The sequence below is a fragment of the Desulfonatronum thiodismutans genome, from assembly GCF_000717475.1.
Taxonomy (GTDB): domain Bacteria; phylum Desulfobacterota; class Desulfovibrionia; order Desulfovibrionales; family Desulfonatronaceae; genus Desulfonatronum; species Desulfonatronum thiodismutans.
Genome location: NZ_JPIK01000012.1, coordinates 239,672 through 253,602, shown reverse-complemented (window position 1 = coordinate 253,602; position 13,931 = coordinate 239,672). Strand labels below are relative to the sequence as shown.

At 61.4% G+C, this 13,931-nt stretch carries 14 protein-coding genes and 2 tRNA genes; 11 read left to right on the top strand and 5 right to left on the bottom strand.

What is annotated here, in order from left to right; genetic code table 11:
- Nucleotides 1-35 precede the first annotated feature (35 nt).
- From GY33_RS0109720 to GY33_RS0109675, 10 genes are all read left to right on the top strand, one after another.
- A complete protein-coding gene (locus tag GY33_RS0109720; RefSeq protein WP_031387150.1) occupies nucleotides 36-407 on the top strand; it encodes a hypothetical protein in 372 nt (123 codons plus the stop codon).
- A gap of 78 nt (nucleotides 408-485) precedes the next feature.
- Nucleotides 486-1,025 (top strand): hypothetical protein, encoded by a 540-nt coding sequence (locus tag GY33_RS0109715; RefSeq protein WP_031387149.1) that lies wholly within the window; start codon nucleotides 486-488, stop codon nucleotides 1,023-1,025.
- A gap of 40 nt (nucleotides 1,026-1,065) precedes the next feature.
- Nucleotides 1,066-2,244, top strand: a complete 1,179-nt coding sequence (gene alr / locus GY33_RS0109710) for an alanine racemase (RefSeq protein ID WP_051822479.1) — start codon at nucleotides 1,066-1,068, stop codon at nucleotides 2,242-2,244.
- Nucleotides 2,245-2,299: 55 nt separating this feature from the next.
- Nucleotides 2,300-3,883: a hydantoinase B/oxoprolinase family protein gene (locus tag GY33_RS0109705; protein WP_031387147.1), complete on the top strand. Its 1,584-nt coding sequence runs from the start codon at nucleotides 2,300-2,302 to the stop codon at nucleotides 3,881-3,883.
- A 117-nt stretch (nucleotides 3,884-4,000) separates the two neighbouring features.
- Nucleotides 4,001-4,444 (top strand): RrF2 family transcriptional regulator, encoded by a 444-nt coding sequence (locus GY33_RS0109700; protein ID WP_035271731.1) that lies wholly within the window; start codon nucleotides 4,001-4,003, stop codon nucleotides 4,442-4,444.
- Nucleotides 4,445-4,500: 56 nt separating this feature from the next.
- The gene (locus GY33_RS0109695) at nucleotides 4,501-5,790 is read left to right on the top strand and encodes an O-acetylhomoserine aminocarboxypropyltransferase/cysteine synthase family protein (RefSeq protein WP_031387145.1); all 1,290 of its coding nucleotides are present in this window, start codon (nucleotides 4,501-4,503) and stop codon (nucleotides 5,788-5,790) included.
- Nucleotides 5,791-5,814: 24 nt separating this feature from the next.
- The gene (cysK, locus tag GY33_RS0109690) at nucleotides 5,815-6,771 is read left to right on the top strand and encodes a cysteine synthase A (protein WP_031387144.1); all 957 of its coding nucleotides are present in this window, start codon (nucleotides 5,815-5,817) and stop codon (nucleotides 6,769-6,771) included.
- A gap of 117 nt (nucleotides 6,772-6,888) precedes the next feature.
- Nucleotides 6,889-6,964: transfer RNA gene (locus GY33_RS0109685), tRNA-Val, on the top strand.
- Between the two features lie 9 nt (nucleotides 6,965-6,973).
- Nucleotides 6,974-7,050 (top strand) — tRNA-Asp (locus tag GY33_RS0109680).
- A gap of 365 nt (nucleotides 7,051-7,415) precedes the next feature.
- Nucleotides 7,416-7,745 carry an RNA recognition motif domain-containing protein gene (locus tag GY33_RS0109675; protein ID WP_031387143.1) on the top strand — a complete coding sequence of 110 codons (330 nt, stop codon included), beginning with the start codon at nucleotides 7,416-7,418 and terminating at the stop codon, nucleotides 7,743-7,745.
- 93 nt (nucleotides 7,746-7,838) lie between these two features.
- On the opposite strand, the gene cobJ is transcribed toward GY33_RS0109675, so the two are convergent.
- From cobJ to GY33_RS0109650, 5 genes are all read right to left on the bottom strand, one after another.
- Nucleotides 7,839-8,621 (bottom strand): precorrin-3B C(17)-methyltransferase, encoded by a 783-nt coding sequence (cobJ, locus tag GY33_RS0109670; RefSeq protein WP_051822493.1) that lies wholly within the window; start codon nucleotides 8,619-8,621, stop codon nucleotides 7,839-7,841.
- Between the two features lie 22 nt (nucleotides 8,622-8,643).
- Nucleotides 8,644-9,777, bottom strand: a complete 1,134-nt coding sequence (locus GY33_RS0109665; protein WP_084185036.1) for a cobalt-precorrin 5A hydrolase — start codon at nucleotides 9,775-9,777, stop codon at nucleotides 8,644-8,646.
- Nucleotides 9,752-11,020 (bottom strand): glutamate-1-semialdehyde 2,1-aminomutase, encoded by a 1,269-nt coding sequence (gene hemL, locus GY33_RS0109660; protein ID WP_031387140.1) that lies wholly within the window; start codon nucleotides 11,018-11,020, stop codon nucleotides 9,752-9,754. Before hemL ends, GY33_RS0109665 begins: the two co-directional genes overlap by 26 nt.
- A 203-nt stretch (nucleotides 11,021-11,223) precedes the next feature.
- Nucleotides 11,224-11,715: a siroheme decarboxylase subunit beta gene (ahbB, locus tag GY33_RS0109655; RefSeq protein WP_031387139.1), complete on the bottom strand. Its 492-nt coding sequence runs from the start codon at nucleotides 11,713-11,715 to the stop codon at nucleotides 11,224-11,226.
- Between the two features lie 274 nt (nucleotides 11,716-11,989).
- Entirely contained in the window at nucleotides 11,990-12,406 is a 417-nt protein-coding gene (locus tag GY33_RS0109650; RefSeq protein WP_031387138.1) for a MucR family transcriptional regulator, read from the bottom strand.
- 507 nt (nucleotides 12,407-12,913) lie between these two features.
- Between GY33_RS0109650 and rfaD the strand changes: the two genes are divergently transcribed.
- Nucleotides 12,914-13,888: an ADP-glyceromanno-heptose 6-epimerase gene (gene rfaD / locus GY33_RS0109645; RefSeq protein WP_031387137.1), complete on the top strand. Its 975-nt coding sequence runs from the start codon at nucleotides 12,914-12,916 to the stop codon at nucleotides 13,886-13,888.
- Nucleotides 13,889-13,931: the final 43 nt, after the last annotated feature.

Below are 13,931 nucleotides of genomic sequence, written 5' to 3'. Positions count from 1 at the left end.
ATCCGCTCAAGCATCGAGCTCAAAGGAGGCGCATCATGTCGTACAACTGGGGACCAATCTTCATCGTGCCCACCGAGGTGTCTCAGGTCTACTCCGGCACGATCCTGCTGCGCGAAGACCTGGACAGGGATTTGCTGACCAAGCAATTGGAGAAGCTGAACATCAAGGGGCCGGTGAGCCGGATCACCAACCCTTGGTACTACAGGAAAAAAGGCGAAGCCACCTGGGTCAAGATCGGAGAGTCCGAGGATCAGGAGGCGTTCTTTCCGGTCCGCTGGGACACCACCGTCCTGGAAGACGGCGAGTATGAGGTCATGGGCTTCATGCACGTTTTCGTCAAGCAGGAGGGAGGCCGGGAAATCAGCATCGCTCGCCAAAACGTCGTCGAGGTGACGGTCAAGAACTGACGTTCCCGCGAAGAGGCCCGAACTTCGGCCTCTTCGCGGCACACCCGATCAACCCACCAACAAACAAGGGGATTCGCCATGCGGTTCCATCCTCGTTTTTCCATCAAATCCTTCATGTACCGGGCCTCCGCGGCCCTCGCCCTGCTCGCCCTGATCACGGCCTTCACGGCGAACCCGGTGACGGCGGAACAAGCCGACGATCCGGAAGTCGCCGCCCCTGAGTTCATCCCCCGAAGCATCGCCGGAATGACGCTGATCAATCTGCTCGACGGGGCCGAGGCCGCCAAAATCATCGACCGGATGCATCACGGCGACGTGGCCACCCAGGACAATTTCATCGCCACGTACCAGGGCTTGCGGGGATCGGCCACGTACTACGTCTCCCTGTACGAAGATCCGGCACGGGCCGTGAAGGACATGGAGGAGATGGCCCGGATCATGGGCAAGGAGGGTCACGGCTTTTCCCACCTGATGCGCAGATCCAGGGAGGAAATTCCCTTTTACATGGCCTTGGGACAGGGACAGGCCCATTATTTCCTCGCCAGGGACATTGAATTGATCTGGCTGGCCGTGGATGTGGACATCGCGGAACAAGCCCTAGAAGAGATATTGCAATAACTGCCCTACTATTCTGGACGATTGCACACCAAAGATCACCATGCCCATCGACTACAACCTGTTGCGCGTCACCATCGACCTGGATGCCATCCGACACAACCACCGCTTCCTGCGTTCTCGGGGCACGGCCCTGATCCCCGTGATCAAGTCCGACGCCTACGGCCACGGCCTGATTCCCGTGGCCCGAGCCCTGGCTGAATGTGGGGCGGATTTTTTCGCCGTGGGCACGGTGGACGAGGCGGTCCGATTACGCCCCAAGGTGGAGGGGACCGTGTTCGCCCTGCTGGGCCCCCAATCTCCCGAGGAAGCCCGCGAGGCGGTGGAACGAGGCATCGTACCGATAGCCGCTCGACATGATCAGCTGATCCGGCTCCAGGAAGCCGCCGATCGGGCAAAACATCGACCCGTGGTGGCCCTGAAGTTCGACACCGGCATGGCCCGGCTGGGCTTCGGCGCGGAAGACGCGGGTCGGGTTCTGGAAACCCTTTCCCGTTGCCCTCTGCTGCAACCCCAATGGCTGTTCAGCCACCTGGCCACAGCGGACGCCCCGGACCAGGCGGACTTCGTCCGGGAACAAGCGGCCCGGTTCCAGCGCATTCGCGATCACTTTGACGCCGCTTGGCCGGATCTGCGCTGTTCCCTGGTCAATTCCGCCGGATTGCTGGCCTTTCCGGATCTGGCCTGGGACCGCCAGCGGCCGGGCATCGCCCTGTACGGCGCCAACCCTTTCCACGGCACCGAGTTGGCTCATCTGGGTCGGGATCTCCGACCGGCCATGCGCGTGCAGGCCCCGGTGCTGGCCGTGCATCCCTTGGCCATGGGGGCGTCCATCTCCTACGGGCGAACCTATGTCGCGGACCGGGACAAGACCGTGGCCATCGTCGGAGCCGGATACGCGGACGCCTATTCACGAGGCCTGTCCAACACGGGCTGGATGCTGCTTCACGGTCAACGGGCCAAAATTCTCGGCCGGGTGTGCATGCAGATGACCGCCGTGGACGTGACCGACATTCCCGGCGTCGCGCCCGGCGATCCGGCCGTGCTGTTGGGTTCGGACGGGCAGGCCTCCATCACCCCTGAAGACCTGTCCTCCTGGTGGGGGACCATTCCGTACGAAATCTTCTGTCTGCTGGGCATGAACCCCCGGGAATACGTCGCCTCGTCCGAAACCGGCGAAGGAGTTGCGAAGCCGGAAAATCGAGTCATGCCGGACCGCTGACGACGAATTGCCGATCCGATTCCCAAGCCCAGCCGCACCCCTTAGAGGAAAACCCATGACCCTCAACCCAATCCTGCTGGAAGTGTTCAAGAACCGCTTCTCCTCCATTGCCGAGGAAATGGGCATGGCCCTGATGCGCACGGCCTATTCCCCGAACATCAAGGAACGGCGTGACTTTTCCTGCGCTTTGTTCGACGCCGAAGGCGAGATGGTGGCCCAGGCCGCGCACATCCCCGTGCACCTGGGCTCCATGCCTCTGTCCGTGCAGGCGGCCATGGCCGAGTCCATGGGCCCGGGGGACATGGTCGTGCTCAACGATCCCTTCAAGGGCGGCACCCACCTGCCGGACATCACCCTGGTCGCCCCGGTTTACGCTCCAGGCGGCGACAAGCCGGAATTCTACGTGGCCAACCGGGCCCACCACGCCGACGTGGGCGGCATGGCCGCCGGGTCCATGCCCCTATCCACTTCCATCTTTCAGGAAGGGGTGATCATTCCGCCGCTGAAGCTTGTGGAGGCCGGACGCATCGACGAGAAGATCCTGCGTTTTTTTCTGAACAACGTCCGCACGCCTCAAGAACGGGAGGGCGACTTCTCGGCACAAGTCATGGCCAACATGACCGGAGTACGCCGAGCCCAGGAACTGTTGGCCAAGTACGACCCGGAAACCGTACGCTTCTACGCCCGCGCCCTGAACGACTACGCTGAAACCATGACCCGCGAGGCCGTGGCCCGGATTCCAGCGGGAACCTACCGCTTCGAGGACAGGCTGGACGGGGACGGGCTGGGCCGGGAAGACATCGCCATCCGCCTGGAGCTGACCGCGGACGGAGGTCGCGTCGTGCTGGACTTCAGTGCCTCCGACGATCAGGTCCCCGGGCCGGTCAACGCCGTCCGGGCAATCACCCTGTCCGCCTGTTTGTACGTGTTCCGCTGCCTGGTTCGGGAATCCATCCCGGCCAATGCCGGATGCCTGCGTCCCCTCGAAGTGATCACCCGGCCCGGGTCCGTGGTGGACGCCCTGTTTCCGTCCGCCGTGGCCGGAGGCAACGTGGAGACCTCCCAGCGAATCGTGGACGTGATCCTCGGCGCCCTGGCCCAGGCCCTGCCCGAAACCATCCCCGCGGCCAGCCAGGGGACCATGAACAACATCTCCATCGGCGGACACGACCCGCGCCGCGACCGACCCTTCGCCTACTACGAAACCCTGGCCGGAGGCATGGGTGCGTCCCGGCATGTTCCCGGCGCGTCCGCGGTCCACGCCCACATGACCAACACCCTGAACACCCCGGTGGAGGCCCTGGAGTACGCCTATCCTTTTCTGGTCACGGAATATTCGATCCGCCGCGGCTCCGGCGGGGCCGGCCGGATGCCTGGGGGCAACGGCCTGGTCCGGGAGATCGTCCTGGAAGCCCCGGCCGAGGTCACGGTCCTGGCCGAACGCCGCACCCGAGGCCCCTACGGGGTCCAAGGCGGCCAAACGGGCGCCCCTGGCCGGAACATCCTGATCCAGGACGGCGTCCCGACAGTCATGCCCGGCAAGTTCTCCACCCAGGTCGCCGCTGGAGACGCCGTGCGCGTGGAGACGCCCGGAGGCGGAGGGTATGGCGGTCATGCGACAGAATCAGGTCAAGTCTAAATAAGTCCCAGCTCATAAGCCCACACAGAGGACCAACCTCGACCATTCAAACCAGGGCTTGACGTCGCCCCATTTCTCAACTATGTCTATTATATTCGTAGACATTAACCCCACTCCATGAAAATCCCAACGAAAATTCGGTACGGACTGCGCTTCCTACTGGACGTGGCCCAGCACGGCGACCAGGGCGTGGTCACTTTGCGTGAGGCGTCGCGGCGGCAGGATATTTCCCAGAAGTACCTCTGGCAGGTGGTGGCACCCTTGAAGTCCGCGGGATTGATCACTTCCGAACGCGGCAAGGACGGAGGGTTCCGGCTGGCCCGCGATCCCGGCGATGTGACGATTCGGGACGTGTACACGGCCATTGAGGGAGACTGCGCCTTGGTGGGGTGTCTGTCCGGGCCTGAGACCTGCCCGCGCCACGAGCACTGTGAAGTCCGCGATGTCTGGGATGAAATCAGCCAAGGCCTGGGGGATCTGATGAACGGGATCACCCTGAAAATAATTCTGGAGCGGGAAAGGAAGCGGCGAACCGCCCAGGGACCGGATTACAACATCTGAGCCCGCCAATGAGTGGAAGGAGGCCGCGTCACCATCAACCTTACGGGAGCATCGTCATGAATGGACTGGAAACCATCGCCCTACACGCCGGGCAGCTACCGGACCCGACCACCGGGGCCCGGGCCGTGCCGATTTACCAAACCACCTCCTACGTGTTCCGGGACAGCGCCCACGCCGCGAACCTGTTCGCGCTCAAGGAGTTCGGGAACATCTACACCCGGATCATGAATCCCACCACGGACGTGTTCGAGAAGCGCGTCGCGGCCCTGGAGGGCGGTACCGGGGCCCTGGCCGCGGCCTCGGGCATGGCGGCCATCACCTACGCCCTGCTGACCATCACCCAGGTCGGCGACGAAATCGTGGCCGGGGACAACCTCTACGGCGGAACCTATCAGCTCTTTCACCACACCATGCCCAAGCTGGGCCGGGCCGTGCGCTTCGTGGACGCCGACGACGTGGAGGCGTTTCGGGCGGCGATCACCGAAAAGACGCGGGCCCTGTACATTGAGACCATCGGCAATCCCAAGCTGGACGTGCCGGATTTCGAGGCCCTGGCCCAGGTGGCCCACGACGCCGGAATCCCGCTGATCGTGGACAATACCGTGGGCGTCGGCCTGTTCCGGCCCTTTGATCACGGCGCGGACATCATCGTGTCCTCGGCCACCAAGTACATCGGCGGCCACGGGACCTCCATCGGCGGGGTAATCGTGGATTCCGGCAAGTTCGCCTGGAACAACGGCAAGTTTCCGGAATTCACCGAGCCGGATCCCGGCTATCACGGGCTGGTCTACTGGGACGCCCTGGGCAACGTTCCGGGCCTGGGCAACGTGGCTTTCATCCTCAAGGCCCGGGTCACCTGGCTGCGGGACACCGGGGCGGCGCTGAGCCCCTTCAACGCGCACCAGTTCCTGATCGGCCTGGAAACCCTGACCCTCCGTCAGCAACGGCACTCCCAGAACGCCCTGGAAATGGCCCGCTGGCTGACCACGCATCCCGCAGTGGCCTGGGTCAACTACCCCGGCCTGCCGGACAGCCCGAACCACGCCATGGCCGCCAGATATCTCAAGAAGGGCTTCGGAGGCATCCTCGGTTTCGGGATCAAGGGCGGCGCGCAGGCCGCGACGCGGTTCATCGACTCGGTCCAGTTGCTCTCGCATCTGGCCAACATCGGCGACGCCAAGACCCTGGTCATCCATCCGGCCTCCACCACGCACCAGCAATTGACCGCCGAGGAGCAGGCCGCCACCGGGGTGACCCAGGACTACATCCGCTTGTCCGTAGGGTTGGAGCACGTGGACGACCTCAAGGCGGACATGGATCAGGCCCTGCGCAAGGCTACCAATTGAAACATCCCTCACCGGAGGAACATCATGGCCCGCATTTATGACGACAATTCCTTGTCCATCGGCAATACGCCCCTGGTCCGGCTGCAACGGATCATCCCCAACAAGAAGGTCACGGTTCTGGCCAAGGTCGAGGGCCGTAACCCGGCCTATTCGGTCAAATGCCGCATCGGCGCGTCCATGATCTGGGACGCGGAGAAGCGCGGCCTGCTGGGACCAAACACGGAAATCATCGAGCCCACCAGCGGCAACACCGGCATCGCCCTGGCCTACGTCTGCGCGGCCAAGGGCTACAAGCTGACTCTGACCATGCCCGAGACCATGAGCGTAGAGCGACGGCGGGTTCTGGCCGCGTTCGGCGCGAAGCTGATCCTGACCCCGGGGCCGGAAGGCATGAAGGGAGCCGTGGCCCGGGCCGAAGCCCTGGCCGCGGAAGATCCCCAGCGCTGGTTTCTGCCGCAACAGTTCATGAACCCGGCCAATCCGGCCATTCACGAGGTCACCACCGGGCCGGAAATCTGGAACGATACAGACGGAGAGATCGACGTCCTGGTCTCCGGCGTGGGTACCGGCGGAACCATCAGCGGCATCTCCCGGTTCATCAAGCACCAGAAAGGCAAGGAAATCCTATCCGTGGCCGTGGAGCCCAAGGAAAGCCCGGTGATTTCCCAGACCCTGGCCGGGGAGGAACTCAAGCCCGGCCCGCACAAAATCCAGGGCATCGGCGCGGGATTCATCCCCAAGACCCTGGACCTGTCCGTGGTGGACAGGGTGGAAACGGTGGAAAGCATGGAAGCCGTGGAATTCGCCCGCCGCCTGGCCCTGGAAGAAGGCCTGCTCTGCGGCATCTCCTGCGGCGCCGCCGTGGCCGCCGCGGCCCGCCTGTCCACCCAGCCGGAATTCGAAGGCAAAACCATGGTGGTTATTCTGCCCGATGCCGGAGAGCGGTATCTGTCCACCGTACTGTTCGAGGGCACCGGTTAGGATGGACGATGAGGATCAGTCGTTGTGCGTTATTTCAGTTCTCAGAAATAAAACCCATCAAAGACCATTGACATTTTTTCCCTTCCCGCATAAACACCGATTCCTTCAGGGCGGGATGGGCGGATAGCTCAGCTGGGAGAGCATCGGCCTTACAAGCCGAGGGTCACAGGTTCGATCCCTGTTCCGCCCACCATACAAATGCGGGGCCGTAGTTAAGCTGGTTATAACGCCGGCCTGTCACGTCGGAGGGCGCGGGTTCAAGTCCCGTCGGCCCCGCCAGAATTCAAAGCCCGAAAGGGCTTGCTCTAAAGGCCGGGAGTTTTCTCCCGGCCTTTTTTGTTGGCGCATCTTCGCATCCGCTCTTTTCTATCCCCAAAACACATTTTTTCGATCTCCGGGCGGCTTTGCCCCTTGTGCCTTTGCTTGTTTTCAAGTAGCCGGGGAATCAGGAGTGCGAAGATCGGGAGCCACGCCCGATCTTCCCGGCTCGAGGCTTCCGGAAGTTTTTCCGGATTCGGGCCGAATAAAGACTTGCTCCTGAGGTTTGAGGCTTGGCGGAGAGGACAACATTGAAAAGCGGCCCGCTGTCGGGCGACCGGTCTTGCTTGCTTGCACGCGGTCTAACGTAAACTGGAGATTCTCGCATGGACAACAAACTGTACGTCGGCAACCTTTCCTATTCGACCACCGAAGACGATCTGCACGCTCTATTCTCGGATGCAGGCTCGGTACAATCCGTCGCCGTCATCAAGGACCGCGACTCTGGACGTTCCAAGGGCTTCGGCTTTGTGGAAATGAGTTCCGACGACGACGCTCAGAAGGCCATCGATCTGTTTCACGGAACTGATTATCAAGGACGCCCCCTGACGGTGAATGTGGCTCGCCCTCGGGAAGATCGTCCTCGCTTTGACGGCGGAGGCGGCGGCAAAGGCCGACGCTCCGGTGGCGGCGGCGGCAGGCAGCGCGACTGGTAGACCCCGACCTTTCAACTTATCTATCAAAAAGAAAACCGCCCAGGNNCCTGGGCGGTTTTCTTTTTGAATTTTTCCGGCGGACTTCCGTGATGTTCATTCGAGCGGATACCCTCGGGGCGTGAGCAGCCTCGTGCCCAGGGCGCGGGTTTGGCTGTTGCCTATGAAGAGGATGCTCAACATGTCCACCCGGTCCACGGGGACTGTAGCCAGGGTCCACATCGAAACCTCCTGCCCCGAACGAAAAGCGTTGCGGACCAAGCCAACCGGCGTTTCGGGGGGCAGGTGTTCAGCCGCAACTTCCAGGGCTTTGGCCAGTTGCCAGTCCCGGCCTCGGGAACGAGGGTTGTACAGGACCAGCACGAAGTCGGCGCGACCGGCGTGGTCGATGCGCCGCAGGATGCGCTCCCAGGGGGTGAGCAGGTCGCTTAAGCTGATCACCGCGAAATCGTGCATCAGGGGCGCTCCCAACAAGGCCGCGGCCGCGGCCAGGGCCGGAATCCCGGGGACGACCTCGAAATCCACCTGGTCCAACACTCCGCGCTGTTCCAGGATTTCCAGGCACGGCCCGGCCATGCCGTAAATCCCGGCGTCTCCGCTGCTGACCAGGGCCGTGTCCACCCCTGCCAGTGCCAGGTCCACGGCCTGGTTGCAACGCTCCATCTCCCGGCGCATGCCCGAAGCCAGAACCTGTTTTCCGGCCAGGAGTTCCCGGGGAATCAGGTCGATATACACGCCGTATCCCAGGATGGCCCGGGACCGCTCCAAAATGTTCCGAGCCTGGGGCGTCAGCAATTCCGGACTCCCCGGACCCAAACCAACTACGGCCAAACGACCTGTGGATGGCGCCGAATCATCGACATGGACGACATTACTCATGGTCTCGCTCTGTCCTTTCCGTTCATTCATATTCGCGCAATCCGTTCGAATCATAGCGTAAAGCCACGGCCAGAGTCAGTTCCACGCCCTTGGTCTTGGCCACCACCAGCGTGTCGGTGCGGGCCAGCAGCAAAGCCGCGGCCTCGCAGACGCTTTTGGTGCCGACCAGCCGGGCCGCGGCCTCGGACGGATTCGGCGTCCGGACGGTTTGCAGTTGTTCAGAAGAAAAAAAGGCCACGTCCACGCCCAGGGCGGTAGCGGCCGAACGGAGCCCCGTTTCCGCGGCCCTGGCCTGAACCGTGCCCAACGCGGTCAGACTGGCCAGGGCCAGCCCGTTCTTGTCAAACACATCGCGCACGAAGGCGATGATCGACGCCTCACTCACGCCACGGTGGCAGCCCAACCCGGCCACGAGTCGACGCGGATGCAGGCCAAGCACGGCGGGTTCGCCTGGTTGAGCGGGCGGGCGTCTCCAGGACACCCAGAGCCCGGGCCGGTCGGCCTGCCACGCCTCGACGTCCGGAACCCGCTCGAACATATCCCCGTGCCCCATTTCGCGCAGTCGCGACCAAAAGTAGTCTTCCGTATCCAGCACCTGGACGATTTCTCCGTCCAGCAAGGCCGCGGCCAGGGGAGCGAAGCGCTCCGGATGGTCCGCGACAAGACCCCGTTCACGGGCCAGGAGATCCAAGGCCGGCAGCCCGGCCGTGTCCGTTGCCGTGGTGATCACGGCTTGGCCCCCGGTTAACCGGGCCACTTTCCGGGCCATATCGTTGGCCCCGCCCAGGTGGCCGCCCACCAGACTGACGGCGTGACGTCCCTCCTGATCCAGAACCACCACTCCCGGGTCCGTTGTCTTGTCCCGTAACAACGGGCCGACGCACCGGACCACGATGCCGGAGGCCGCGACGCAAACATGATGGCGGAAACGAAAGAAGTTCTTCGGAAACGCTGAAGAAAAAAGCTGAAACGGTTGCTCGTCAGGGGCGGCGAATTTTTCGGGAAGGAATAGAGTCGCGCCCAAATCAGCGGAGATCCGCCGGGCAAGGTCGCAACCGCGGGAAGTCAGAGCCCAGACCGCGATGTCGCGCAACTGCACAACGGCCTGGGCTCCAACGGAAAAGGAACGGCTAGAAGTGGACGGTCCGGCAGGCATCCAGGGTCCGCTCGAAGTCCTCTTCGGTATGCGCGAAGGAGGTGAAGGCGCACTCGTAGCCCGAGGGTGCCAGGGCAATCCCGGCATCGCGCATCTGGCGGAAAAAGGAGGCGTAGATCGCGGCGTCAGACTTGGAGGCCGAGGCAAAATCCGTGACCGGGTCCGTGGCGAAGAACAAGGTGAACATCGACGCCATGCAGTTGAGTTGGACGGTCACGCCGCGTTCTTCCAGGACGCTTTTCAATTCCGTGGCCAGGGCCTTGGTCCGGATGGTCAGGTCCATGTAGTCGGCCTGGGCCAGTTCCTTGAGGGTCGCCACCCCGGCAGCCATGGCCACCGGGTTTCCGGAGAGAGTTCCGGCCTGATAGACGTCACCGCAAGGCGCGATGCGGGCCATGATCTCCCGCCGTCCGCCGTACGCGCCCACCGGAAAACCTCCTCCGATGATCTTGCCCAGGCAGGTCAGGTCCGGGATCACGCCGAAGACGTTCTGGGCCCCGCCGTAGGCCAGGCGAAAGCCGGTGATCACCTCGTCGAAAATAAGCAGCGCGCCATGCCGGTCGGTCAGCACGCGCAAGGTGGGTAAAAATCCGGGCTGAGGCAAAACCATGCCCATGTTCCCGGCCACGGGCTCGACGATCACCGCGGCGATCTCGTCGCCATGTTCCCGAAACAACGCTTCCACGGCGTCCAGGTCATTGTAAGGGGCCAGCAGGGTATCCGCGACAACGGCTTCGGGAACGCCCGGCGTGCCGGGAATGGACAGGGTGGCCACACCGGAACCGGCGCTGGCCAGAAAGGCGTCGCTGTGGCCGTGATAGCAGCCCACGAACTTGACCACCTTGTTGCGCCCGGTGAAGCCTCGAGCCAGACGCAGGGCGCTCATGGTCGCCTCGGTTCCGGAATTGACCATCCGGATCATGTCCACTCCGGGCAGGGCGGCCGTAAGCAGTTCGGCCAATTCCACCTCCGCTTGGCAGGGCGCGCCGAAGCTGGCGCCCTGATCCACGGCCTTGTGCACGGCCTCCACCACGGCGGGATGGGAATGCCCGAGAAGCATCGGCCCCCAGGACATAACGTAGTCGATGAGTTCGCGACCTTCCACGGTCCACATCTTCGAGCCTTGGGCCTTGGCGATGAACAGAGGATCGCTCTGCACGCTCAAACAGGCCCGCACCGGACTGTTCACCCCGCCCGGAATCAGCTCCTGGGCCTTGGCGAACAAGGTTTTCGAATCAGCCATGATTCTCCTCGCGATACGCTATAGGTTCGTAATTAACTGAAAAAAAGAAATTACATTTTTTCAAAAGATGTCAACTGCTTGGCGTTGGACCAGAATCGAAATCGCAATCGAGATCGCCGCAATTCATTGATGAACTTGCTTTTTCGAATTCGATACCGATTTCGATTTCGACCCAGAGCATGTATGCCCGGATTTTTTTGCGACTAGAAATAGGCCATGGACGTCTTTTTCAGCTCCTTGCGGCTGAAAAGAATGTCGTACTGGGGCACCTGGGCGATCCGGGCCAACTGCTCCACCACGCCCAGGCACTCCTCGCGGCTGCGGGCGTGGACCATGGTGTAGAGGTTGTAGGGCCACGCGTAGCAGTTCACACGCTGATAGCAGTGGGTGATTTCCTGACGCTGGGCCATGATCGCGCCGACCTCGTCCAAATCCCGATCCTGCTCCACGAACCAGGCGACCATGGCGTTGGCCCCGTATCCGGCCTGCTGATGACGCAAGGTCGCGCCGAAGCGACGTACCACGCCTCGATCCTTCAGACGGCGAAGCAGGTCCAATACAGCCTCCTCGGTCAGGCCGGTCCGCTCGGCGATTTCCAGGTAAGGCCGCTCCGTATCCGGGATGTCGGCCTGAAGAAGACGCAGGGCCGCTTGTTCGGCCTCGGTATGCTCGTGAGAATTCGTTGACGTGCTCATTCGACTCCGCTCCATTGCCGGTCGGCTGATAATTCGCCCGATCACACCCGAAAGCGTTTTGCCGGGGATGTTTTCCGGAAGGCCCAAAACCAGGACGTTTTTGTCGCCCTTTTAGATGTTTCCGGCTTTGATCGCAACACCGAAAAGCTTGACCATGCAGTGGTTCATGCCGGACTTAGACGCTTCCCATATAACACCTCAAATCGCCATAAAAAAAGCCCTCCAGGCAAGGAGGGCTTTTTTCGACCGATTCATTGGCTCCGCAAGATTGGACTTAATCCTGGCCGGACTTCATCCCTTTCTTGGTCCAAAGCTGCATTTCCTGCATTTTTTTGCGCCGAGCCTTGGAGAGAGCTTTCGCGATCAACGGGGTGCCTTTCTTATAGCCGTATTTTGCGCGATATTCCTCGGTGGTCAGGCCATGAGAAGCAAGATGCTTTTTCGTCAGAACCTTGAAGTTCTTACCGCACTCCAGACAGGTGACGGACTTTTCCTTGATCGCCTTTTTCGGATCGATATTCAACTCAGGGGCGGCTTCCGCTCCCGTGTCCCCGATGACTCCACCTTCCGCAACGGCCCGCAGACTGGTCGCGATTTTGGTGACCATGGACATCATTTCTTCTTCGGTCATGGGCCGAACTCCAGCCTGAGCCTTTACGATCTCCAACGCTTGCTTGATGAATTCATCCATTGTGAATCTCCTTTCAAAAAATATGAATGACGAACGAACAAATGCACTCATAACAAAAAAGCCGCTTAAGTCAAGCATTGATGCTCATGTTGCATTGTCGTCATCCATAAAAACATCTCGACAACATCCTTGGAGATTGTATTTTCCACAAACTGAAGTTTTTCGTTTCCAATTCTCCTTCCCGCTTCTTCATTTCAATCATATGAGAAACCCACGGTGCATGCTCACTTCAATCGACTCCAGCAAGGCTGTTTTTTTGTGAAATCGTCTCCTATGACAAGCATAATATTGGCATGTGCCATCGACATGCCGGGTCTCGCTTTGGTTTCGAGGGGCATTGGATGACTCCCAAAACAATGGGCAGCATGGTGGGTGGGCGATGAGAGCATTTTCTCCTCGCAAAATCCCCGCGACGCTTGCCAGCGAACAAGACTCCGAGGTACAGCCGACAAAAGCGCGTGACCGGAGCGCGGGAAAATTTTATGACAGCGCACTGAGGAGGAGAGCATGTACGTGGTGACGGGAGGCGCGGGATTCATCGGCAGCGCCCTGGTTTGGAAACTGAATCAACAAGGCGTCGCGGATGTGCTGATCGTTGACGATCTGGGCCGGGGCGAAAAATGGAAGAACCTGGTCAACCTGCGGTACGCCGACTATCTGCACAAGGCCGCGTTTCTCCAGCTCCTGGAACAAGGCAAGCTCGGGCCGGAGGTTAAGGCGATCCTGCACATGGGCGCCTGCTCGTCCACCACGGAGACGGACGCCGAATACCTGATGGAGAACAATTACCGGTACACGCAAATCCTGGCCCGGTTTTGTCTGCGCCACGACATCCGCTTCATCTATGCCAGCAGCGCCGCGACCTACGGGGACGGCTCCCAGGGCTTCGACGACGACCCCACGGCCATGGAAGGGCTCAAGCCCCTGAACATGTACGGCTATTCCAAGCAGCTTTTTGATCTCTGGGCGCTGCGCACCAACGTTGCCGACCGGATGGTCGGCCTGAAATTCTTCAATGTTTTCGGACCAAACGAATACCACAAAGCCGACATGAAGAGCGTGGTCTGCAAGGCCTTTCGCCAGATCGGAGAGACCGGACGGCTGCGTCTGTTCAGATCACACCGCCCGGATTACGCCGACGGCGAGCAGCGCCGGGATTTCGTCTACATCAAGGACTGCGTCGACGTAGTCTGGTGGCTGCTGGAAAACCGAGCCGTGAACGGAATCTTCAACCTTGGACGCGGAGAGGCCAAGTCCTGGAACGAGTTGGCCCGGGCGGTCTTCGCGGCCATGGATCGGCCCGTGGACATCGAATACATCGACATGCCGGATGCCATCCGGGAAAAGTATCAATACTACACCAAGGCCGGGATGGAGCGGCTGCGCTCCCTGGGCTGTCCCGCCGCCTTCAGCTCCCTGGAGGACGGAGTGGCCGACTATGTGCGCACCTACCTGATGGCCGAGGATCCGTATCTGGCTTGAGCACCGCGGTCCGACTCCGCCGCTCCATTTCAATTCATCATCT